Consider the following 23780-nt stretch of genomic DNA (forward strand, 5'->3'; position numbering starts at 1 on the left):
TGACGCCTGTGCTTTAATGGGGAATATATTCAATGAAGTCGTAATAGGCCCAGGCATCGCCGCCAAAGTACTGGCCTGGAAAGTAAAAGCCGTCTTGCGAGTTGTCACCGTGCCAGTGGTTAAGCATAATTTTGGTGTTATCTACCGGCCAGGCATAGGCCGGTATTTCATCAGCGGCCAGATAACCATCGCCATTATCTTTATAGACCGTTCGGATAGTTTGCTCATTACCCGCCGCATCAAATACATACCAGCGGATTTGGTTTTCACTCCAGTCAAAGCCGATGCTCAGCAGGTTTTGCTGAATATTCAGCCCGTACTGGCCAAGGTCAATGTCCTGCTCCCAGCTTTGATAGGTACCGCCCTGAGGCTGATAAATCACATTGGTATGCACCACATTGCCAAGCGAGGGCAGAAATTCAATATCAATTTCCTGCCAGGCCCGGCCGGGCGCGTCCCACCAAGAGGTATAGGTAAAAATAGACGCCACGGTGCCGGGCGTATTGCCGGTTCTTAGCGCACCTTGTACTTTGCCGTAGCGATAACTGTTGCGGCTTTGCAGCTCTGCGCAACTGCCCTGATTTAGTGCCAGCGTAATACCATGCGAGCCGGGTGAAATCATGCCAGGGGTGAAGGTACAACCAAAAGGCGAGCCGTTATTACCACTTCTGGCTGACCATATACTGTTGTTAAAGCCCCAGCTGAAATCATCTTTAAAGTACTCTGCCTGCACAGTAGTAGTACTGCAAAGGCAGGTTGCCGCAAATATAACGGGCTTAAGTATACTGTTCATAGTGATGTCCTGTCGGTACACAAGATATTGCGCCCAAGCCATATAACAGACTGGTTTGGGCGCATAGTTAGCAGATGCTTAGCTTAGAAATTAAAACCGGCTCTGATCCCGTAGTAACGCGGCATACCAAAGCTGCCTTTGCTAAAGCCTTTGCTGGTGTTGTTCCAGTACTGCACCATTTCATCGGTGGCATTATTAACAAACACTTCGGCGTACCAGGCCTGGCTTTGCGGTTCATATTTCAATGAGGCATTAACCATGGTATAGGCGTCACGTTTATCGGTAATGTACTGCGCCGCTTCATCGCTTACCGCAAAGTCCATGTCATCCAGATGCTTATCCAGGTTCCAGATGGTGGTGTAGGATTTATCTTTCCAGCTTAAATTAAACCAGCTGTGTACATAGCCAAAGCGGCCTAAATCAAAGCTGTGGGTATAGCTGACATTAGCGGTAAACCGGGGCGTCATCGCCAGATCATTGCCCTTGAGATTGGTAGTCAGCAGGGTATTTTCCGGATCGATTGATTCTTCATAGGATAAATTAAACAAGTATTCAGGATCGTAATCCCACTTGGTGAGCCAGTCTTTTGTCACACGGGCGTGGGTCCAGGTAGCATAGCCAGTGATACGGCCATTCTGGTATGGCTTCCAGTCAAATTCAAACTCAACGCCTTTAATAGTTGAGCCCGGCACGTTTTGCGTATAGTAGGCAATGACCGGTTGGTTCTGGAAATCCAGCACCGGCATGCCGTTTTCATCCAGAATTGGCGCGCCGTTCTCATCTTCTACCGGCGATAAACGCTCAACATTACCAATTGAACCGACAGAGGCATACTGCATATCGGTATAATCGGTGTAGAAAAACGCCGCTTGCAGGTTCAGTGAGTTATTCAGAAAACTTGATTTAGCGCCCAGTTCTAACGTCAGCACTTTTTCCGGATCAAACTGGGTTTCAAAGCGGTTAACCTCACCGGTTCTGTCGTTCACCACTTCGAATACGTCACCAATACCACCGGCTTTAAAGCCTGATGCCAGATAGCTGTACAACATGGTGTCCTGGCTCAGGTTGTAATCCAAGCCAATTCTGAAGTCGTGATTATGCCACTGGCCTTTATTGTCATTGGCAAAGTAAGATGCATACAGCGCCGGGTCGTTAAAATAATCCACCGGCAACGCATTAAGTACGCTGCGATTTAACCAGCCCGGCGCACAACCATCGGCATTCGAGCAGCGATAAGTACGGCCGCCTTTGTCCTGCTTGGTCTCGTGGCTGTAGCGGTAGCCAAAGGTGGCGTGCAAGTCATCGGTAATATTGTAGGTGGCCTGGCCAAACAGCGCATAAGCTTTGGTAGAGCGGTCCGGCTGGTCCCAAAATGCTTTGTCATCCATTGGGTTGTCGTAATAGCCCAATGTCGTCGTTTTTTCATAGAAGTAATTCACGCCGGTTATCCAGACCAGATCGCCAAATTCGTCAGACTGCAGCTGAATTTCTGTCGAATAAGAAGTCGCACCGGTACCTTTGAGGAAATAGATGGCGCCATCCCAGGGATCAAGGCCGGTTTCACTGTCCTGGGCGGATGATCTGTCCATGTCCTCATAGCCCACTTGCCATACCAGGCTTAATTCATCACTAAGGCTGTAGTTCAATGTATTGCGCAGATAAGTAATATCCAGGTTCAGCTCACCCGGTACGTTAACCACCGCCTGGTAGGTATTATCGCTGGGTAAAAACGATGAGCAATCGCCGCCATATTCGTCAGGCCGGCCGCGCAGCTGGTCGCAGTTAACCAAATCCAGCGTGCCGGCACTGTTGTTCACATATTGCTGAAACACGGTATGGTTGCTGAATAGCCCATGTGCAGGTTGCCACAATGTGCTGATGCGAAACGAGTGCTCATTGGCATTATTATAAAAGTCTTTCTTATTGGCCGGCGTAAGCGCCCGCACCCGCTGTGCCTCCGGGTCGGTACCGGCACCGTCTATCCACCAGTTTTCGCGCTGTGTTACGGTAGAGCCAATGCCCTGGTAAGAGTCTTCAGAAATCACCGGGGCGTTTAGTACGTCTTCGCTAAGGCGGCGTGTATCGTACTGGTTCGGATCCCAGTAGCCTTCGAGGTAAGAGTCGCGTTTCAGCCCTTTTGCTGCAATCCGTACAGCAAACTCGTCATTTAGCGGAATATTGATAAAACCGCCGAGATTTTTGCTGTTAAATCTGCCCGCTTCGGCATTTATATTACCGGCAAAACCGGTAAAGTCGGGTTTGGCTGAAATAACGTTGATACTGCCAACGGTGGAGTTACGGCCAAACAAGGTGCCCTGGGGTCCACGTAGCGCTTCAACCCGCTCTACATCGTACATCAGTGCCAAAGCGCCCTGCATCCGCGGCGAGTAAATGCCATCTAAATGCACGCCAACGGCAGGGTCACCCAGCTCAGTAATATTGGTAGAGCGCACACCCCGCATAGAAATAACCGGCGCCGCCTGATCGGTCGCCGTTGAAATATCCAGCCCCGGCACTAAGTCGGCGATATCTTTTACGTTATTAACCCCGCTTTGCCGCAGCTGCGCTTCACTTAACGCGGATATAGCAACAGGCGTTTCCATCAACCGCGTCTTACGCTTGGTGGCAGTAACCGAAATCACTTCGATTGCAGTGTTATTTTTTGCTGATGCTTGTTTTGCTGCATCATCCGATGCCTGCTCAGTTTCCTGTGCAGAGAGCGGCAATGAAAAAGCCATTATAATGGCCATGGTTATCGTATTAAGCTTTTGCATATCTTATCCTCCCCGGACGTACTTAGTTTTTTGCAGGCACAACTACCCTGCTGTTGTTATTTTTTTAAGCACTCTAGTCTGGTCATCCAAGCGAAGGCTATATCATTTCGGTAAAGCGAACCTCTGATAATACAAGCCGATATTTCTGTTGTGGGAAGAGGGTGTTTCAGGGCCAGCGGGACGCAGCAGTAAGTTCATATAAAAACACCGCTCTTTGAGCGGTGTTTTTATATTTTAACCGATGCAGTAAAGCAATAGTTTCAGCGGGCAGCATCGGGTTTCACGCAGCTACACCACTTTGGAGTAACGCTGCTGGCCCTGGTTTAAGTAGGCATCAAAGCAGGCGCAGATGCTGCGTACCCACAGCCGGCCGGCGTCGGTTACTTTGATGCGTTCGGCGTATACCTCAACCAAACCGTCTTCCATAAACGGCTGCAAGCGCTGTAACGCTTCAGCAAAATATTGCCAAAAACCAGTGATGCGCCATTTGCTGCTGAATACCTCTGTATCCAGCTGAAAATGGCAGATTAGCTGGCTGATCAGTGCCGCCCGTAGTTTGTCATCGGCATTTAAGCTAAAACCGCGCTCAACCGGTAATTGCCCGGCGTTAATAGCGCGGTAGTAATCCGGCAAATCTTTGCTGTTTTGCCACAGCACACCGCTTACCTGGCTGATACTGGATACGCCCAAGCCAATCAACGCATCCTGGCCGGCTGTGGTATAGCCCTGAAAATTACGCTGCAGCTTGCCGCTTTGCTGGGCTTTTGCCAGCGCATCATCCGGCCTGGCAAAATGGTCCATACCAATAAACTGATAACCGGCAGCAACAAAATGGTCAATCGCCAGCTGCATTAACTCCAGCTTTAACGGCGCATCCGGCAGGCTGCTATCGGCAATTTTACGCTGGGCAGCAAAGCGCTCAGGAATATGCGCATAGCTAAACAGCGAAATACGCTGCGGGTTAAGGCGGATAATTTCATCTACCGTTTCACTAAAACTGGCCGGCTGCTGAAATGGCAAGCCGTAGATTAAATCCAGATTAATCGAGCTGAAACCCAGCTCGCGGCTAAGCGCTACCTGGTGACGAATAAGGTCAGTATCCTGCACGCGGTTAATAGCAATTTGCACTTTTTCATCTAAATCCTGCACGCCAAAGCTCACGCGGTTAAAGCCTAAAGTGCGCAAATGCCGCAATTTGTCATCGCTGCAGCTGCGCGGGTCTATTTCAATACTGATTTCGGCATCAGCATTAATCGTAAAAAACTTATGCAACAGCGCCATTAAGCGGCTAAGTTGCACTTCAGTCAAAAAAGTTGGGGTACCACCGCCCAAGTGCAGCTGATTAATACGTTTACTGTCCAGCAGTGGCGCATACAGCGCCATCTCTTTGGCTAAGGCATCAAGATAGGTATCGGCTTTATGCTGGTGCCGGGTAATCACTTTGTTACAGCCACAGTAGTAGCACAGCTTATGGCAAAACGGGATATGCAGGTACAGACTAAGCTCGTCCGGGCTTTGGCTGATTGCGCTTTGGATCAGCCCGTGCTCAAAGTCAGTACTCAGCGCCAGCGCTGTGGGGTAAGAGGTATAACGCGGGCCGTTAATATTGTACTTGCGAATTAACTGTGGGTCCCACTGCAGCTTGTTTAGATCCGGCGCCATTTTTACCTCTGTAATTACGCTTAGCTTAGGGTGCGAAGCGCCAGTATAGAGTCATTTCGCCGGGGTAACTTTGATCTGCCGCAGCTAACGTTGATATAGGTGCAGCCTGTAAACTGCTGCCAATGCTGAGTAGCGATATATTGCTGCAAGCGGCACAGCCGGTTTTACTCTACCTCTGGTAACAATTGCGGGTTCCACACTACTTCCCATAAATGTCCGTCCGGGTCTTGAAAATAACCGGCATAGCCGCCCCAAAAGGTATCTTTTGCCGGTTTTACTATTGCTGCACCGGCTGCGCCGGCCTCTGCCATGACCTCGTCAACTTCTGCCTTTGACATCACATTGTGGCCAATTGACACACCTGAGCCGTGGCTGCTGAACGCCAGGCCGGTATCATGTGCCAGGCTGCTTGTTGGCCACAGCGCCAGCTTCAGGCCGGCGGCTAAATCAAAAAACGCCACCGCTCCGTTTTCAAATTCGGTGCCGACTATACCTTCAGTTGGCAGGCCGAGGCCATCGCGATAAAAATGCACGGCGCGCGCTAAATCAGCCACGCCAAGGGTTATAACGGAAATTCGGGCTTTCATTTAAACTAACCGCCAGAGCACAGCTTTTGCATCTTTACTGTTACCTTTTATGGTACATAAGCGACAAAATCGGTTACACCAACGTCATGGCCAAGCTGGTGCAATAGCGTGGTTAGCTGGCCACGGTGGTGGGTTTGGTGATTAAACATATGCGCTACGGCCACCCAAGTGGGATGTTCGCGCAATTGGCCCTGCGAATTGCTGTACTTCATTGTGCCGGCAAGCTGTACATCGGTTAGCTCATCGGCAAACTGCGTTATCACCTTGTCGGTCGCCAGCCTTTGTGCGCTAAGTTCAGTAAAGTCGGCATACAGCTCATCGCGCAGTGAAGCAAACTGCTGCACCAATTGCGCCTGCTGCAAAGACGCCATAGCAGGCAAGGCGTTGGCAAAGCGGCCAAGCCAGATGCGGTCGGCCAGCAGAATATGATTAAGCGTGCCGTGGACAGAGCCAAAAAACGCGCCCAGATCTTTTTTGCGCTCTTTATCGCTTAAACCCGCCACCAGCGCGAACAACCTGGCATTAAACTCACAGTTATATTTGGCAAAGCCCTGCATTTGCTGCTGATGTGTGCCCATTATTGCCTCCTCTTGCTGGTTCCGGCATCATTTTTTATTCAGCGGTTTTACCAGCGATAACTGATACACATCATGGCGCCGGTCTTTCATGGTATGCACACTGCCATGGCTGTGCAGCTCTTTTAGTGCATCCAGGTCAACATCAACAATCAGCAGCATCTCTGAGTTGGGCGTGGCTTCAGCTTTAATACCGGTGGTAGGAAAGGCGAAATCCGACGGTGTAAACAGTGCCGACTGCGCATACTGAATATCCATATTATTGACCCGCGCCAGGTTACCTACCGCACCGGCAATAGCGACATAACATTCGTTTTCAATGGCTCGTGCCATGGCGCAGTGCCGTACCCGGGTGTAGCCGTTTTGCGTGTCGGTTAAAAACGGCACAAACAAAATATTCATGCCCTGATCGGATAACAGCCGCGCATATTCCGGAAACTCCACATCGTAGCAAATCATAATGCCGATTTTGCCGCAGTCGGTGTCAAACACTTCGACCCGGTTACCGCCACTCATGGCCCAGTTGCGTTTTTCTGCCGGAGTAACGTGTACCTTATCGTACTGCTCCCAGCTGCCGTCACGGCGGCATAAAAAGCCGCTGTTATACAGCTTGCCGTCTATCAGGTACGGCATGCTGCCGGTAATAATATTAATGTTGTAGGAGATGGCAAATTCAACAAACTTATCACGAATGGTTTCAGTGTATTTTGCCAGTTGACGGATGCTTTCGGTGACACTTAAATGGTTGTAATGTGCCATTAACGGCGCGGCAAACAGCTCGGGAAACAGAATAAAGTCGCTTTTGTAATCCGACACCGCATCAACAAAAAACTCCATCTGCTCAAATAGCTGCTCAATGCCGGCCATGCTGCGCATTTGCCACTGCACCAGCCCCAGCCGTACTTCGGCTTTGGGCGCATTAATCAGTTTTACCGACTTGGTGTAATAGATATTGGCCCATTCGATCAAGGTGGCATATTCCTGCGATTCAGTATCGCCACGCAAATAGCCTTTGAGTAATTTGCGTACATGAAAACCGTTAGCCAGCTGAAAGCTCAGCACCGGGTCATGCACTTCTTTGCCTTTAACCTTTTCAATATATTGCTTGGCGCTTAGCGTGTCTGCGTGCTGGTTATAGTTCGGCATGCGGCCGCCGGCCATAATGGCGCGTAAATTCAGGTTTTCGCACAGCTCTTTGCGGGCATCATACAGCCGGCGCGCCAGGCGCATGCCACGGTAATCCGGGTGAATAAACACCTCTATGCCGTACAACACATCGCCGTTGGGATCATGGTTAGCAAACGAATAACCGGTAACGATTTGATCGTAGGTGTGCTCGTCACTGAATTTGCTGTAATCGATAATAAGCGAAAAGGCACAGCCGACTACCTTGCCGTCAACACAAACGCAAAGCTGGCCATCGGGAAATTTGGTTAACAAGGTATTTACCACCGGCTCGGTCCAGGTAAGCAGAGGCCCGGCCTGATATACCTGCTCTGAAGCTTCGCGCAGTTCTGTCATATCCTTGCGGGTAAGGTGGCGCACTTCCACATGATTCGCTTCCATGATGTCTCCTGCAGTATCAATGATACCTTAAGGTTAACACATCAGGCCGCCGCTGACAGAAGTTAAGCCACCGCGCAAAACCGGTGTATAGCCGCACTTATATAGCGCTACGCCGCCAAATGCTCCCTTACAGCCACCATCAGCTGTGCCGTCCGGCGCTGGCGCCGCACCACCTCACCCACCAGGATTAAGCACGGTGACTGCAACGCCATGCTTTGTGCTGCAGTGGCGGCATCGGCCAGCGTAGTTAACAACTGGCGCTGTCCGGGCCGGCTGCCGTTTTCAACCAACAGCAGCGGCCAGTCGGCACTCAGGCCATGCGCTATCAGCTGTCGGCTTATTTCGCTAAGGGCGCTCAGCCCCATATAAAACACCAGCGTTTGGCCGGGTTTGGCCAGGCTGGCCCAGTCTTGTGCCGTGTCGCTGTTTTTATCTACCGCGCTGATAAAGCGCAATTGTTGGGCAATACCGCGTTCGGTCAGCGGTATGCCGGTAGCCGCCGCACAGCCTGAAGCCGCACTGATGCCGGGCACTATTTGCCAGTTGACACCAGCGTGATCCAGCGCATCCAGCTCTTCGGCCAGCCGGCCGAAAATAGCCGGGTCACCGCCTTTTAACCGCACTACTTTTAAGCCCTGCTGCGCCAGTTGTACTAACAAGGCGCCGATTTCTGCCTGCGACACACTGTGGCGGCCACGGCTTTTACCGACATCAAAGCACGGACATCCGGCCGGAATAAGCGCCAACACCTCTTCGCTTACCAAGCGGTCATATACCACGGCACCGGCTTGCTGAATAAGCTTAAGCGCACGCAGAGTAAGTAAATCGGCTGCGCCCGGGCCTGCGCCCACCAGCGCCACTTCGCCGCTATAACGGATACTGTTAATTGCTGACATCACTAAGCTCCTCACTTTTTTGCTGTGTCAAAGTTTGTTGCCGGGTTAAAGCTTTTTGCTGCAACAACAAGGCACTCAGCTCCGGTAAACAGGAGCCGCAGTTAGTACCGCACTGCAGCTGCTTACCCAGCTTGGCTGTGCTGTCGGCGCCGTTATTTATCGCCCGGCATATCGCCTGGCTGCGCACATTAAAGCAGCTGCAAATCAGCGCACTGTTGTCCAACGTTTTACCTTGCCCGGCCTGAGCACTGAGCAATTGCCGGCGGCTGTCAACGCTTAACGGCGCAATAAATTGCCGGTTCAGCCAAACCTGATCGGCAGCCGCTAATTCAGTACCGGCCAGCAACAACCATTGCAATTGGTTGTCCTCAATAGCCGCTGCGCGATAGCCCGTTAATTGGCTTTGCAGGCCTTGTTGGTCTTGTTGGCTATCGCGGCACGACAAGGTTGGCGTTAACTGCAGTTGCTGTAACAGCTGCTGCGGGCCAAGTGCCTCCGTTAAGCCAAGCCGGTAACTCTGGCAGTCCGCCAGCGGTACCCGCGCCAAATAATGCTGATTAAATAACTGCAGTTGCAGCGCCGTTAACGGCTGCTTAGTCAGTAGCAAGGCCTGCCACTTTGGCGTAAAACGGCGCAGTGCCACCTGGCTGAGTTTTAATGCCGGCTGGCCGGAGATAGGGTCCGTATCGGCAGCAAACAACACGTCAGCGCGGGCCCGGCTGGCAAACTGTGCGCTCCAGTGCATCGGTATAAACAGCTCGCCCGGGCGCTGGTTATCGCTGATATCAACGCGCAGCAGCAAGCGGCCGCTGGCGTTACTCAATTGCACCAGCTCGCCCTCACTGATGCCATATAAGGCAGCATCAGCGGGGTGCAGGCTAACAAAAGGCTCAGGCCTGTGCTGCATTAAGCTGGCGACCTCTCCGGTGCGGGTCATGCTATGCCATTGGTCGCGCAAGCGGCCGCTGTTGAGCCATAAGGGTGTGGCCGGCGCTGCCTCGTTAAACGCACGCTGGTGCACAGCAATAAACTGCGCGCGGCCATTAGCGGTAAAGAATTTGCCATCGGCAAATAAACGCGCCGTACCCTGTGGCCTGGTATCGGTTACCGGCCACTGGATAGGTGCAAGTTGGTGGTACTGCTCAGCGCTAAGTTGCGCCAGCACCGAGATATTAAAAGCACGTTCACCGCTATTTTGATAACCGGACAACGCGGCATGCTCGGCAAAAATCTCTGCCGCGTTGCTAAAGTTAAAGCCCTGGTCAAAGCCCATGGCTTTAGCAACCTCACAGATAATCTGCCAGTCGGCTTTAGCCTGACCAGGTGGCGGAGATAACGCCCGCTGGCGCGAAATACGCCGCTCAGAATTAGTTACTGTGCCGTCTTTCTCGCCCCAGCCCAAAGCCGGCAGTTTAATGCCGGCGACATCCAGCGTATCGGTATGCTGATAAATATCGCTGACGATAACCAGCGGGCACCCGGCCAGCGCCGCTTTTACCTTGTCGGCCTGTGGCATACTGACCAGCGGATTGGTCGCCATTACCCACAGCGCTTTTATCTCACCGCGCGCAATGGCATCAAACAGCTCAACCGCTTTATAGCCGGGCCTGGTCACCAGCCTTGGCGCCTGCCAGAACCGGCCAACCAGGGCTTGCTGCGCTTTATCACTGTAATCGATATGCGCCGCCAACTGATTGGCCAGGCCGCCTACCTCGCGCCCGCCCATGGCATTGGGCTGACCGGTCAGCGAAAACGGGCCACAGCCTGGCTTACCAATGCGGCCGCTGGCCAGATGGCAGTTGATAATGGCATTGACTTTATCGGTGCCATCGACTGCCTGATTCACCCCCTGCGAGAATAATGTCAGGCTAAGCGCTTCTGCAGCAAACCAGCGGTAAAACTGCAACACCTGCTCTGAGGGTAAATCACAGCCAATGGCCACCTGCTCCACTGTCGCTGCTTGCAGCTGCGCACTGGCTAAGGCCCGGGCAAAACCATCGGTATGTAAATTGATAAAACGATGATCAAGCTTGCCCTGTTCGGCCAGAAAGCTGAGTAGGCCATTAAACAGCAGTACATCGCTGCCCGGGCGCAGTTTAAGATGCAGTTGTGCCGCTTCACAGCTGGCACTGCGCCGCGGGTCAATTACTACTAACTTAGCCTCCGGGTTGGCTTGCAGTACCGCCTGAATGCGGCCAAATAACACCGGATGGTTCCACGCCATATTGGCGCCCACCAGCACAAACAACCGCGCCTGTTCAATATCGTCATAGCAGCCGGGTACTACATCGGCACCAAAGGCGCGTTTATGCCCGGCCACGGTCGATGCCATACATAAGCGTGAATTGGTATCGACATGCGCACTGCCGATAAAGCCTTTCATCAGCTTATTGGCGACATAGTAATCTTCTGTCAGCAACTGGCCGGATAAATACATCGCCACGGCGCCCGGGCCATGCTCAGCTATGGTTTGCTGTAAGCCCTGTGCCACAGCGTTAATCGCCGTTGGCCAGTCGCAGTCAGCACCGTTAAGCTGTGGCTGCAATAAGCGGCCCTCAGCAGACAACGTTTGCCCAAGCGCACTGCCTTTGACACAAAGCCGGCCGAAATTCGCCGGATGGCTGCTATCACCCCGAACAGTCGGAGTCTGCTCCGGGCCCTCAGTTGCCGCGCTGGCGCGGATACCACAGCCGACGCCGCAATAGGGGCAGGTCGTTAGAATGTCACTCATGCGTTTGGGCCATCTCCGAAAAAGGCGAAAAAAAACGCCCGCTACGTTAGCCGGACAACCGGATAACATAGCGAGCGCCATTGCTCGTGAAACTTTTGCTTTGTTCTTACATCTTAGTGCACCTAACGATTTGCAAGCACGATGCCAATCCGTAACTTTATTTATTATCAATACGTTACTAAAAAATCACCGTTGCAGCGCCCGCCCGTTGCGCCTTAGCACAGTGCAAGCTGCACCAAATAAGGGCATTTCAACCACTTTATTTATGCCGCCAGAATGAGTTATGCCGGTGCCAGCCCAGCCATGGCGCTAAATGCAGTGCGCTGGAACAGCTCTTGCTACATAGACGTTACAACAACCCAATGGCAGACAGCAGTACAGTGGATAAAACGCCGTTATCAGTGATGCTGGTAGATGATGAAACCGACCGCGCCCTGCTGGTAGAGCAGGCATTGGCACAGCATGGCTATCAGGTAGTATGCCGGCTAACCAGCACCGCTGCGCTGCGCTATCACGTCGAGCGGGTGCAGCCGGATATTATTATTATTGACATGGACTCGCCCGATCGCGATACGCTGGAGCATATGACGGTAATAAGCCAGCATAACCCAAGGCCTATAGTGTTTTTTGCCGGGCCGAATGACAATCCCGACAGCGCCGACAGCATTAAACTGGCGATCCAGGCCGGCGTCAGCGCTTACATTGTTGATGGCTTAACGGCAAAACGGGTAAAGCCGATTATTGATGTCGCTGTGGCACGTTTTAATGAGTTTCAGCAGTTGCGCCAGCAGCTGCATAGCAGCCAGAACCAATTAGCAGAGCAGCAATTCATCGATAAAGCCAAGCGTTTGCTGATGAAAAAGCAGCAGATGGACGAAGCCAAAGCCTTTAGCACTCTGCGTAAGCTGGCGATGGACCGGCAACAAAAAATGGCCGACGTCGCCAAAGATGTGATCGCTATTCTGGAGGCACTATGACCAGGCTTTATCAGACAGGACAACAAACACTTACGCTGGGCTTTGTGCCGCTGCTGGACGCCGCACCGTTAATAGTGGCGCAAGAGCTGGGGCTGTTTGCCGCCCAAGGGCTGAAGGTGTCGCTGCAACGCGAAGCGTCCTGGGCCAGTATCCGCGATAAAGTCGCCTTTGGCGTGCTGGATGGCGCCCAGATGATAGCCCCACTGCCGCTGGCCTCCAGCTTAGGCTTGGGCGCCGCAGCGGTGCCGATGACCACAGCACTGGTGCTAAGCAGTGGTGGCAACGCCATCACGCTGTCCAGCCGCCTGTTGCAACAGCTGGATCTGGACCCGGCCAAGCTGCCCTGCCCGCTGGCCAGTGGTAAAGCGCTGCAGCATTATCTGTTGCAACAATCACAGCAGAAACGCTCGCAACCACCGCTGCGCCTGGCTACCGTATCGCCTTATTCCTGTCATCATTACCAGCTGCATTACTGGTTAAGCACCGCCGGCATCAGCGCCCGCCAGGTAGAGGTGATAGGCGTGGCCCCGGCGGCGATGACGGCACAACTGGCCAGCGGCGCGATTGACGGCTTTTGTGTCGGCGAGCCGTGGAGCAGCCTGGCGCAATTAAGCGGCCACGGCAGCATTGTTACCAGCTGTGATCAGCTGTGGCACAACTGGCAGGAAAAAGTATTTGCCGTCAGCCAGCAGTTTGCCGACAGCAAACCGCAGTGTTATCTGGCCTTGCTTACTGCACTATTACAAGCCAGCCACTGGTTAAGCGACATCCAAAGCAATAGCGATAAAACTGCGCAGCTATGGCACTGGTTGGCGCAACCGCAGTATTTAGCGTTGGCAGACAGTGGCCTGAACAGCACAAACCTATTTAATCTGGCGGTAGCGCAAGCCTTTTTTGGCCCGGCGCTTAATATGCCGTGGCGCTCGCAGGGTGCTTTTATATTGCAGCAAATGCGCAACCTGCAGCAGTGGCAGGGGCCGCTTAATCAGCCATTGCTGCAACAGGTATACCGGCCGGATTTATATCGCCAGGTCGCCGCCAGCCTGGGCTTTAACGCTCCGGCAGAGGACTGGCGGCTGGAAGGCAGTGCCGGCATAAACGGCGAAGGCAGCCGCTTTATTGATGGTTTGCTGTTTGGTATGCAGCAATAGTTTTTTATATAGCGGCAGCAAGAGCCATGCTGGTGCAATTTGCACCGTTATTGTGCCTGAACACAGCTGACGCAGGTTACCAAAAAATATTAAGCAACTGAAAGTAAACACTTTTTAAAACTGGCACACTAGCTGCTTAGTTTTAGTTACAGGTTGCAAAGAGGCAACCAAAAGACAAAACCAGCTAACAAGCTAATGGCAAAGGCGCCATCTGGCTGTATCCACAACAGGGTGCAGCCAGATGGCGTTTTTTTTCGCCCTGCTTTTTAAATAATAAAAGGACAGCATAGATGACACAGCCGAATCGTAACAAAAGCACCCGCCTGCTGTTGGCCCTCGGCTTAAGCCTTAGCCTGCCGGCATGGGCCGCACCGGAAAAGCCGGATTTAAAGCTTGGCTTTATTAAGCTGACCGATATGGCACCGCTGGCGGTAGCGCTGGAGCGCGGTTACTTTGAAGACGAAGGCCTGTATGTGCAGTTAGAAGCCCAGGCCAACTGGAAAGTGCTGCTGGACCGCGTCATTGACGGCCAGCTCGACGGCGCCCATATGCTGGCCGGTCAGGCCTTGGCGGCCAGCATCGGCATAGGCACCCAAGCAGCAATGCAAACCGCCTTGGTGCTGGATTTAAACGGCAATGCCTGCACCGTTAGCAACGCCGTATGGCAGCAGATAGTACCGCAGGTGGCGCGTAATAGTGCAGGTAAACCGGATTATCCGGTTGGTGCTGATGCACTGCAGGCGGCGCTGGCGGCAAAAACCAAACAAGGTAAAAAGCTGCAATTTGGCATGGTATTTCCGGTATCGAGCCATAACTATGAGCTGCGTTACTGGCTGGCTGCCGGTGGCGTGCATCCGGGCTTTTACGCGCCAGAGCACGGCGATAACAGCGGCCAGCTAAAAGCCGATGTACTGTTATCGGTAACGCCGCCACCGCAAATGCCGGCGACGATGGAAGCCGGTACCATTGATGGTTACTGCGTTGGCGAGCCATGGAACCAGCAGGCGGTACTGCGTGATTTGGGCGTGCCCTTAGTCACAAATTACGATATTCACACTAACCTGGCAGAGAAAATCTTCGGCGTTAGCCAAAGCTGGGCTGAGCGTTACCCAGAAACCCACTTTCATCTGGTTAAAGCCTTGATCCGCGCCGGCCATTGGCTGGATGCCGATAACAACGCCAACCGCGCCGCGGCGGCCAAACTGATTTCGCAGCCGTTTTATGTTGGTGCCGATGAAAACGTTATTGCCAACAGCATGACCGGGGTGTTTGCCTATGAGCGCGACGATATCCGTGAAACGCCGGACTTTAATGTGTTTTTCCGCTACCACGCTACCTACCCCTACTACTCAGATGCTGTCTGGTATTTAAGCCAGATGCGGCGCTGGGGCCAAATCAGCGAGGCCAAGCCCGACAGCTGGTATCAGGATATTGCTAAACAAGTGTTTCAGCCGGCGCTGTACCAACGCGCTGCCAAAGCGCTGATTGCTGAAGGTAAGCTTACTGAGGCTGATTTTCCGGACTTTAGCGTGGAAAGCGGCTACCGGTCACCGGAAGCCACCCGCTTTATCGACGGCAAACAGTTTGATGCCACAGCGCCAAACGCCTATCTGCAGCAATTTGCCATTGGCCAGAAAGACTAACAGGAGCATAACGATGAGCGCTATTCCAACGCAATGGTCAAGGGTTAAAAGCGTGTTACCGGGCCAGCAACAACTGGCACAGTGGCTGAAACAAAGCCTGTTATCGGCCGCCGGTATTGCCGTGTTTGTCTTGCTGTGGCAACTGCTGGCCAGTCAGATCACTACCTCGCTGGGCAGTTTTCCCGGGCCGCTGCAGGTAGCACAGCAATGGTCCGGCCTGGTGGCTGAGCATAAAGCGGAGAAAGTGCGTGAGGCAGCTTTTTTTCAGCGCCAGCTTGAGCGTAACAGCGCCACCCTGGCCGCCAACCCGGATGCTGTGGTTAGCGTGCGGCCCTATAACGGCCGGCCGACCTTTTTCAGCCAGATTTTTACCAGCCTTTACACCGTACTCACCGGCTTTGTATTGGCATCAATACTGGCAATACCGGCCGGTATTGTTATCGGGCTAAGCCCCAGGCTGTACAGCGCCTTTAACCCGCTTATTCAGCTGTTTAAGCCGGTATCGCCACTGGCCTGGTTGCCGCTGGTGACCATTTTGGTCAGCGCCTTGTATCAAAGCGAGCAACCGCTGTTTGCGCGCTCGTTTTTGGTGTCGGTATTTACCGTTACGCTGTGTTCCTTGTGGCCCACCCTGCTTAACACCATTGTTGGCGTGAGTAATATCTCGCCCGATTTACAAAACGTCAGCCGCGTACTGCAACTGAACTGGTTAACTCATGTGCGGCGCATTGTGCTGCCCTCGGCGGTGCCGATGATCTTTACCGGCCTGCGCTTATCGCTCGGCATTGCCTGGATGGTGCTGATCGCCGCCGAGATGCTGGCGCAAAACCCGGGCCTGGGCAAGTTTGTCTGGGATGAATTTCAAAACGGCTCGTCCGACTCGCTCAGCCGCATCTGTGTGGCTGTGCTGGTGATTGGCTTAATCGGCTATGCGCTGGATCGGCTGATGCTGCAACTGCAGCAGCGGGTGAACTGGGATAAAAGTGCCACTCTTAGATAAAACATCAGTGCGCCAGGAGATAATGTATGCAAAAACCACATTTAGAACTCAGCCAGCTGGGGATCAGCTTCCCGACGCCAAAAGGGCCCTTTGTTGCCCTGCAAAACGTTAATCTGGAGATTGGCAAAGGCGAATTTATCAGCCTGATTGGCCACTCCGGCTGCGGTAAATCAACGGTACTGAATCTGGTCGCCGGTTTGCTGCAGGCAAGCAGTGGCGGCGTAATTTTAAACCAAAAAGAAGTCAATGCCCCGGGGCCGGAGCGCGCTGTGGTGTTTCAAAACCACTCGCTGCTGCCCTGGCTTAGCGTGTACCAGAATGTTGAGCTGGCGGTAAAACAAGTGTTTCGCGGCCAGAAAAACAAAAGAGAAATGCGCGACTGGATAGAGCATAACCTGGCGCTGGTGCAAATGAGCCATGCCCGTGATAAGCGCCCGGCGGAGATTTCCGGTGGTATGAAGCAACGGGTCGGTATTGCCCGTGCCTTAGCCATGCAGCCGCAGGTACTGCTGATGGATGAGCCGTTCGGTGCCTTAGATGCGCTGACCCGTGCCCATTTGCAGGACTCACTGATGGACATTCAGGCACAGCTGAATAACACCGTGATTATGATCACCCACGATGTCGATGAAGCCGTGCTGTTATCGGACCGCATCGTGATGATGACCAACGGCCCGGCGGCCACCATCGGCGAAGTTCTGCAAATTGAGCTGCCGCGGCCGCGCAACCGCATTGCGCTGGCCGATTGCGCCACCTACAACCATTACCGCCACCAAGTGCTGAGCTTTTTGTATGAAAAGCAGCGCAAAGTGGAAGTATTAGCTAAAGCTGAGCCGGTAAAAGCTGCGGTTAATACATCAGAGGCGCTGACGGCAAAGGAGAAACGGGCATGACAGAAGCAGAGCTGATTATTATCGGTAATGGCATGGCCTGTCAGCGCTTGCTGACAGAGTTAGTGCAACAGCCGAACCGGCCATCAAGCATAGTGGTATTTGGCGCTGAAGCTAAGCCGGCCTACAACCGTGTGCTGCTGTCCGGTCTGCTAAGTAATGAGCTGCCCGACAGCGCCGCCGAACTGGTAAGCCCGGATTGGTACGCTGAGCACAATATCGAGTTGATTTGCGACGATGCGGTGGTGCTGATTGATCGCGAGCGCAAGTTAGTAGTAAGCCGCCACGGCCGCTACCGCCGCTACCGGCAACTGGTGCTGGCCTGTGGTGCCCTGCCGCTGACACCAGGCTATGCCAACGAGAAGGCCAACAAGAATGCTAACGAGAATGCCAGGGATAGCGACCAGATTTTGCGCCCCGGTATTTGCCATTTTCGTAACTGGCAGGATTTAGCCACGCTGCGCCTGGCTGGCCAGCAATTACAACATGCGGTGGTGGTAGGCGGTGGTTTTCTTGGTCTGGAAGCCGCCGAAGGCCTGCGTAAACTCGGCATGCAGGTCAGCCTGTTGCAGCGCGGTGCTTATCTGCTAAACCGACAGCTTGATGCCAGCGCCGCCGGTTTACTGCAACAACAACTGACGCAGCGTGGCTTAAATATTATCACCAACAGCGAAATCAGTAGCCTTAACTATCGCCGCGGCCAATTGCAGTCTGTGGCGCTAACCAGCGGTCAGCAGCTTAAAGCCGATTTAGTGGTGCTGGCACTGGGCATTCGCCCGAATATCAGCCTGGCACAGCAATCTGGCCTTAGCGTTAAACGCGGCATCCTCGTTAACCGCAACTTACAAAGCTCAGACAGCGCCATTTATGCGTTAGGCGAATGTATTGAGCTTAACGGCGAAACCTTTGGTTTAGTAGCGCCAATTAACGATCAGGCGACACAGCTGGCGCAAACATTGTGCGGAAAACCTGCGCCCTATTGCAGCGAACAGGCAGCAACTCAGCTGAAAATAAGCGGTATTGCGCTTAGCTCCTGTGGCGATATTGCCACGCTTTGTGCCAATGCCGACAGCTTTGATGGCTGCACAGATTATCTCGATAGCGAACTTAATGAATACCGCCGGCTGTGGTGGCGCGGGCCTTACTTAGTCGGTGCCGTGCTGTATGGCGATACCGGCCTGAGCCAACAACTCAGCCAGCTGATTAATCAGCAGCAGCCCTATCATGGCTGTCGCAGCGCGCTGTTGCTTGGCCAAATCGAACCCGGCCCGGTCAGCAGTGCCGCGACAGAGCCCGCCGCTGTCAACGAACCACAACAAGATGCCGCTTAGGAGCACGACGATGACAACAAGCATCACAAAACAACTGCTGGTGATCGGCAATGGCATGGTTGGCCAGCATTTTATTGAGCAATTTCTGACCCGAGCTGATGCAGCGCAGTGGCAACTCACAGTATTTGCCTTTGAGGACAGGCCCGCCTACGACAGAGTGCATTTATCCGATTACTTCAGCGATGGCAATGCCGGCAAACTGCAACTGGCCCCTGACAGCTTTTATAGCGATAACAACCTGGCCTTAAAGCTGAACGAGCCGGTGCTGGCGATTGACCGCGACGCCAAAACGGTAACCACCGCTAAGGCGCGTTACTTTTACGACAAGCTGGTACTGGCTACCGGCTCTTACCCTTTTGTACCGCCAATTGCCGGTAACGATAACGCCCACTGCCTGGTGTACCGCACCATTGCCGATCTGGAAGCGATCAGTGCCAGCAGCAAAGGCGCCCGGGTTGGCGTGGTAATAGGCGGCGGCCTGCTGGGGCTGGAAGCGGCCAATGCGCTGAAACTGCAGGGCTTAGAAGCCCATGTAGTGGAATTTGCGCCGCAATTAATGCCGGTGCAACTGGATAAAGATGGTGGCGAGCTGCTACGCCGTAAAATTGAGCAGTTAGGCGTTAGTGTGCATACCGACAAAGCCACCAGCAGCATTACGCCAGGCACAGAGCAGCGCTTACAGCTTAACTTTGCTGATGGCAGCGTGCTGCAAACCGATTTAATTGTGTTCTCCGCCGGGATCCGGCCGCAGGACCAACCCGGCAAAGACGCCGGTTTAGAGCTGGGCGCACGCGGCGGCATCGTTATCAACAACCAGTGCCAAACCAGCGACAGCGATATCTATGCCATTGGCGAATGCGCACTATGGCAGGGCCAGTTGTTTGGCCTGGTGGCGCCGGGTTATCAGATGGCGCGCACTGCCGCAGCGGTGCTAAGCGGCGATAACAGCCACAGCTTTACCGGCGCCGATATGTCAACCAAGCTGAAGCTGCTCGGTGTTGATGTCGGTTCCATTGGCGATGCACATGGCCGCACACCAGGCAGTATCAGCCTGCGTTATCGCAATGACTTGCTGGGCGAGTACCGCAAATTAGTGCTGAGTGCGGACGGCAAACAACTGCTGGGCGCAGTGCTGGTGGGTGATAACAGCTATTACGACAGCTTATTGCAATATGCGCTGAACGGCATTGCTTTGCCTGCCGATCCACAAAGCCTGATCCTGCCACAAAGCAGCGGCAAGGTACTTTTGGGCCCGGCGGCACTGCCCGCTACGGCCACGCTGTGCTCTTGTCATAATGTTAGCAAAGACGCCATTTGTGCTGCGCTCGATAGCGGCGTGCAGGACTTAGCTGGCATTAAAAGCTGCACTAAAGCCGCCACCGGCTGTGGTGGCTGCGCTGCACTACTAAAAAGCGTGGTCGAGCACGAACTCACAGCCCGCGGCGTGGCGGTAAGCACCGATCTGTGCGAGCACTTCAGTTATAGCCGCCAGCAGCTGTACCATCTGGTACGGGTCGATGGCGTTAAAACCTTTAATGAGCTGATACAGCGCCATGGCCGTGGTCATGGCTGCGAAATCTGTAAACCGGCGGTGGCCTCGATTCTGGCCAGTTGCTGGAACGAGCCGGTACTGGCCAAACCGCATGTCGCCCTGCAAGACACTAACGACACCTTTTTAGCCAATATGCAGAAAAACGGCACCTACTCGGTAGTACCGCGCATTCCGGGCGGCGAAATAACCCCGGCAATGTTGATCAGCATTGGCAAGGTGGCGGAGCAATATCAGCTGTATACCAAGATCACCGGCGGCCAGCGCATTGATTTGTTTGGTGCTACGCTGGATCAGTTGCCGCTGATCTGGCAACAGCTGATCGATGCCGGCTTTGAAACCGGCCATGCCTATGGCAAGTCGCTGCGCACGGTAAAATCCTGTGTTGGCAGTACCTGGTGTCGTTATGGCGTGCAGGACAGTGTCAGCATGGCCATTTTGCTGGAGAACCGCTACAAGGGCGTGCGCGCGCCGCACAAAATTAAAATGGCCGTCTCCGGCTGCACCCGCGAATGCGCCGAAGCCCAAAGCAAAGACGTCGGCGTAATTGCCACTGAAAATGGCTGGAACCTGTATGTCTGCGGCAATGGCGGCATGAAACCGCGCCACGCTGACTTATTTGCTACCGACTTAAATGACGAGCAGTTGCTGAGCTATATCGACCGGCTGTTGATGTTTTATATCAAAACCGCTGACCGCCTGCAGCGCACCGCCACCTGGATGAATAACCTCGAAGGCGGCCTGGACTATCTGCGCGATGTGATTATTCACGACAGCCTGGGCCTGGGCGCCGAGCTCGAAGCGCAGATGCAGCTGTTAATAGGCAATTACCAGTGCGAATGGCAAACCGTACTGAATGACCCGGCGCAGCGCGCCCGCTTTAACAGCTATGTTAATGCCGCAGCCCCTGCACGCAGCGAGTTTGGTTTTACGCCTGAGCGCGGCCAGTTGATCCCCACCCGCCAGCTCAAAATCGACAGTAAGGAGACCAGCCTATGAGCCAGCTTGCCTATGCCTTAGACAGTCAGCCCGGCGTACAACAGCAGCCGGTTTTATTGTGTCAGCAGCAAGATTTAGTGCCGTTCTCCGGCGTAGCGGCACGTTTTGCAGAGCATGCCATAGCGCTGTTTTACCTGCCCGGCCAGGACGTCGAGTTGTATGGCGTTAGCCATATCGACCCTGCGACAGGCGCACCGGTTATCGCCCATGGCCTGATTGGTGAAAGCGGCGGTGAGTTTTATATCGCCGCGCCACTGCACAAGCAGCAATACCGGCTCAGCGATGGCCAGTGCTTAAGCGACAGCGAGCTGAAATTGCAGGTTTTTGCTGTGCAGCTACAGCACGGCCAGGTCTGGCTGCTACCCCCAACGGAGTAGTCAGGCGCCCCTTAATGGCAATAACAAAAGCAGATAAAAGCTTTTAAGCTTAACGACACAACACCGAGCAAGGCGCTCTAAAGCAGTATTGCAAAGCCATACTGCCATGAGGCCTTTGCCGTGGCACTAACGCCACCGGGTAAGTCTGGAAACGGCCTTACCTCCCCACTTGGAAAGGTGAATTATGTTAACTGACGCCTATGCGCGCCGCTTTAGTTATTTGCGGCTGTCTGTCACTGAAAGTTGCAATTTTCGTTGCAGCTATTGCCTGCCTGACGGTAATGACTGCGACTCCCGTAGCGGCGAGCTTAACCTGACTGAAATTCGCCGCTTAGTCACCGCCTTTGCCAAACTGGGCACCCGTAAGGTACGGATTACCGGCGGCGAGCCATCGCTACGTAAAGACCTGACTGAAATTATCGCTACCTGCAAAGCCGTGCCCGGCATTGAAAAAGTGGCACTAACCACTAACGGCTATCGTTTAAAGCGCGATGCGCTGGCCTGGCAAGCAGCCGGGTTGGATGCAGTGAATGTCAGTGTCGATAGCTTAGATGCTGATACCTTTCATCTGGTGACCGGTCAGGACAAGCTTGCCGATATCTTAGATGGCATAGCGCACGCTAAAGCCATTGGTATTAAGCAAGTGAAAATTAATACCGTGCTGTTAAAGCAGCACAATGCGCTGGCGCTGCCCGATTTTCTTAACTTTATTCAGCAGCAGGATATCGCGCTGCGCTTTATCGAGCTGATGCGCACCGGTGACAATGCCGGCTTTTACCAGCGCCAGCATTTAAGTGGCGCCGGTATTCAGCAACAGTTGCTGGCACAGGGCTGGCAGCTAAACGCCAAAGCAAAAACCGACGGTCCGGCGCTGGAGTATTCGCATCCGGCTTATCAGGGCCAACTGGGCCTGATTATGCCCTACAGCAAAGATTTTTGTGCCGATTGCAACCGGCTAAGGGTATCCAGCACAGGCGCGTTGTATTTATGCCTGTTTACCGACAGCCACCAGGACTTACGTAGCCTGCTGCAAAACGATGACAGCGCGCCCTTGATGCGTTTTCTACAACAAGCGGTGCAAGGCAAAGCCTTCAGCCATCAGCTGGCGCAGGATTACAGCGGCAGCACCCGTCATTTAGCCCAGATTGGTGGATAGCAGGTGGTTAACATGAGCAGCAATAAACCCTTTAGCGCACTGATTTTAGCTGGCGGTCAATCCAGCCGTATGGGTCAGGATAAAGCGTTGCTGCAACTTAATGGCCAAAGTCTACTTGAGCATATGCAGCAACTGGCGCTGGATAGCGGTGCCGTAGAGGTGCTGATTAGCCGCAACCAACCGGGCTTTATTGCCGATGCTGAGTCAGCGCAGCAGCAAGGACCTTTAGCCGGTATTTTAGCGGCATTACAACACTGCAGCAGCACACAGTTACTGGTACTGCCTATTGATACACCACTGTTAAGCGCCGCCAGCCTGCAACAGCTGGTGCTGCAAGCCAATGGTGCCGCTGCTTATTTTGCCAATAGCCCACTGCCCTGTGTGCTACCGGTTAGCCCGGCGCTAAGCGAGCTTATCAGCAACCAATTGCGCAGCGGTCAGCGCCCGGTAAAAGCGCTGCTAAGCAGCCTTAATGCCATAGCCCTGCCAGCGCCAACAACAGAACTACTCAATACCAATACACCAGCAGACTGGCAGCAATGTCTGGCAGTAGTTAACACCGGGAGCCTGTATGCCTAAGCCTGATTTACGCCGGTTTTATCCGCTCAATATCGCCGTACTCACGGTATCGGACAGCCGCAGCAGCGCTAACGACAGCAAGAGTGACAGCAGTGGCGACTTGCTCTGTGGGCTGTTGCAAAGTGCCGATCACCAGCTGGCCGCGCGCGCCTTATTACCCAATAACAAATACCAGCTGCGCGCTACCTTAAGCCAGTGGATCGCAAGCGATACCATTCAGGTAGTGCTGATTAATGGCGGTACCGGTTTTAACAAGGGCAACTGCACCGTTGAGGCCATAACACCGTTGCTGGATCGGCCGGTACCGGGTTTTGGTGAGCTGTTCCGCCAGTTATCGTTTAGCGAGCTGGGCTCAGCCGCGCTGCAATCCGGCGCTCTGGCAGGCCTGGCCAATGGCACCCTGCTCTTTGCCATGCCAGGCTCCGGCGGCGCCTGCACCCTTGCGATGCAACAACTTATTTTACCGCAGTTAGATAACAAAACCGGGCCCTGCAACTTTGTTGCCCATGTAAAAAACAGCCCAAGCCAGAGTTGTGGAGCTTAA

The 23780-nt window shown here is 53.6% G+C and carries 19 protein-coding genes and 1 riboswitch; of the genes, 11 read left to right on the forward strand and 8 right to left on the reverse strand.

What is annotated here, in order from left to right; genetic code table 11:
• Positions 1–13: 13 nt before the first annotated feature.
• From ACTZWV_RS09700 to ACTZWV_RS09735, 8 genes are all read right to left on the reverse strand, one after another.
• Positions 14–793, reverse strand: coding sequence for a family 16 glycosylhydrolase (locus ACTZWV_RS09700; protein WP_444786349.1), 780 nt, complete (start codon positions 791–793; stop codon positions 14–16).
• Between the two features lie 83 nt (positions 794–876).
• Positions 877–3567 (reverse strand): TonB-dependent receptor, encoded by a 2691-nt coding sequence (locus ACTZWV_RS09705; protein WP_444786350.1) that lies wholly within the window; start codon positions 3565–3567, stop codon positions 877–879.
• A gap of 288 nt (positions 3568–3855) precedes the next feature.
• Positions 3856–5229 (reverse strand): oxygen-independent coproporphyrinogen III oxidase, encoded by a 1374-nt coding sequence (hemN, locus tag ACTZWV_RS09710; RefSeq protein WP_444786351.1) that lies wholly within the window; start codon positions 5227–5229, stop codon positions 3856–3858.
• 164 nt (positions 5230–5393) lie between these two features.
• Positions 5394–5816 carry a VOC family protein gene (locus tag ACTZWV_RS09715; RefSeq protein ID WP_444786352.1) on the reverse strand — a complete coding sequence of 141 codons (423 nt, stop codon included), beginning with the start codon at positions 5814–5816 and terminating at the stop codon, positions 5394–5396.
• 47 nt (positions 5817–5863) lie between these two features.
• Positions 5864–6394, reverse strand: a complete 531-nt coding sequence (locus ACTZWV_RS09720) for a DinB family protein (RefSeq protein ID WP_444786353.1) — start codon at positions 6392–6394, stop codon at positions 5864–5866.
• A 27-nt stretch (positions 6395–6421) separates the two neighbouring features.
• Positions 6422–7957: a GNAT family N-acetyltransferase gene (locus ACTZWV_RS09725; RefSeq protein WP_444786354.1), complete on the reverse strand. Its 1536-nt coding sequence runs from the start codon at positions 7955–7957 to the stop codon at positions 6422–6424.
• A gap of 107 nt (positions 7958–8064) precedes the next feature.
• Positions 8065–8853 carry a uroporphyrinogen-III C-methyltransferase gene (gene cobA, locus ACTZWV_RS09730; RefSeq protein WP_444786355.1) on the reverse strand — a complete coding sequence of 263 codons (789 nt, stop codon included), beginning with the start codon at positions 8851–8853 and terminating at the stop codon, positions 8065–8067.
• Positions 8840–11584 (reverse strand): nitrate reductase, encoded by a 2745-nt coding sequence (locus ACTZWV_RS09735; RefSeq protein WP_444786356.1) that lies wholly within the window; start codon positions 11582–11584, stop codon positions 8840–8842. The genes cobA and ACTZWV_RS09735 overlap by 14 nt, the downstream gene beginning before the upstream one ends.
• A 335-nt stretch (positions 11585–11919) precedes the next feature.
• Between ACTZWV_RS09735 and ACTZWV_RS09740 the strand changes: the two genes are divergently transcribed.
• The 11 genes from ACTZWV_RS09740 (at position 11920) to ACTZWV_RS09790 (ending at position 23780) form a co-directional block, all read left to right on the forward strand.
• Positions 11920–12561 (forward strand): ANTAR domain-containing response regulator, encoded by a 642-nt coding sequence (locus tag ACTZWV_RS09740; protein WP_444786357.1) that lies wholly within the window; start codon positions 11920–11922, stop codon positions 12559–12561.
• The gene (locus tag ACTZWV_RS09745; RefSeq protein WP_444786358.1) at positions 12558–13712 is read left to right on the forward strand and encodes a CmpA/NrtA family ABC transporter substrate-binding protein; all 1155 of its coding nucleotides are present in this window, start codon (positions 12558–12560) and stop codon (positions 13710–13712) included. The genes ACTZWV_RS09740 and ACTZWV_RS09745 overlap by 4 nt, the downstream gene beginning before the upstream one ends.
• Before the next feature lie 290 nt (positions 13713–14002).
• A complete protein-coding gene (locus tag ACTZWV_RS09750; protein WP_444786359.1) occupies positions 14003–15355 on the forward strand; it encodes a CmpA/NrtA family ABC transporter substrate-binding protein in 1353 nt (450 codons plus the stop codon).
• Between the two features lie 13 nt (positions 15356–15368).
• Positions 15369–16355 (forward strand): ABC transporter permease, encoded by a 987-nt coding sequence (locus ACTZWV_RS09755; RefSeq protein WP_444786360.1) that lies wholly within the window; start codon positions 15369–15371, stop codon positions 16353–16355.
• A 26-nt stretch (positions 16356–16381) separates the two neighbouring features.
• Entirely contained in the window at positions 16382–17248 is an 867-nt protein-coding gene (locus ACTZWV_RS09760; protein WP_444786361.1) for an ABC transporter ATP-binding protein, read from the forward strand.
• Positions 17245–18576 (forward strand): NAD(P)/FAD-dependent oxidoreductase, encoded by a 1332-nt coding sequence (locus ACTZWV_RS09765; protein ID WP_444786362.1) that lies wholly within the window; start codon positions 17245–17247, stop codon positions 18574–18576. Before ACTZWV_RS09760 ends, ACTZWV_RS09765 begins: the two co-directional genes overlap by 4 nt.
• Positions 18577–18586: 10 nt before the next feature.
• Complete coding sequence (gene nirB / locus ACTZWV_RS09770; protein ID WP_444786363.1) at positions 18587–21124, forward strand: nitrite reductase large subunit NirB; 2538 nt, start codon at positions 18587–18589, stop codon at positions 21122–21124.
• Complete coding sequence (nirD, locus tag ACTZWV_RS09775; RefSeq protein ID WP_444786364.1) at positions 21121–21501, forward strand: nitrite reductase small subunit NirD; 381 nt, start codon at positions 21121–21123, stop codon at positions 21499–21501. The genes nirB and nirD overlap by 4 nt, the downstream gene beginning before the upstream one ends.
• 49 nt (positions 21502–21550) lie before the next feature.
• Positions 21551–21697, forward strand: a riboswitch (molybdenum cofactor riboswitch).
• Positions 21686–22657 (forward strand): GTP 3',8-cyclase MoaA, encoded by a 972-nt coding sequence (moaA, locus tag ACTZWV_RS09780; protein ID WP_444786365.1) that lies wholly within the window; start codon positions 21686–21688, stop codon positions 22655–22657. It overlaps the preceding riboswitch by 12 nt.
• A 12-nt stretch (positions 22658–22669) precedes the next feature.
• Positions 22670–23236 (forward strand): molybdenum cofactor guanylyltransferase, encoded by a 567-nt coding sequence (gene mobA, locus ACTZWV_RS09785; protein ID WP_444786366.1) that lies wholly within the window; start codon positions 22670–22672, stop codon positions 23234–23236.
• On the forward strand, positions 23229–23780 hold the full coding sequence (locus tag ACTZWV_RS09790) for a molybdenum cofactor synthesis domain-containing protein (RefSeq protein WP_444786367.1): 552 nt from the start codon (positions 23229–23231) through the stop codon (positions 23778–23780). The genes mobA and ACTZWV_RS09790 overlap by 8 nt, the downstream gene beginning before the upstream one ends.

The organism is Rheinheimera sp. NSM, from assembly GCF_052380015.1.
Classification (GTDB): domain Bacteria; phylum Pseudomonadota; class Gammaproteobacteria; order Enterobacterales; family Alteromonadaceae; genus Alishewanella.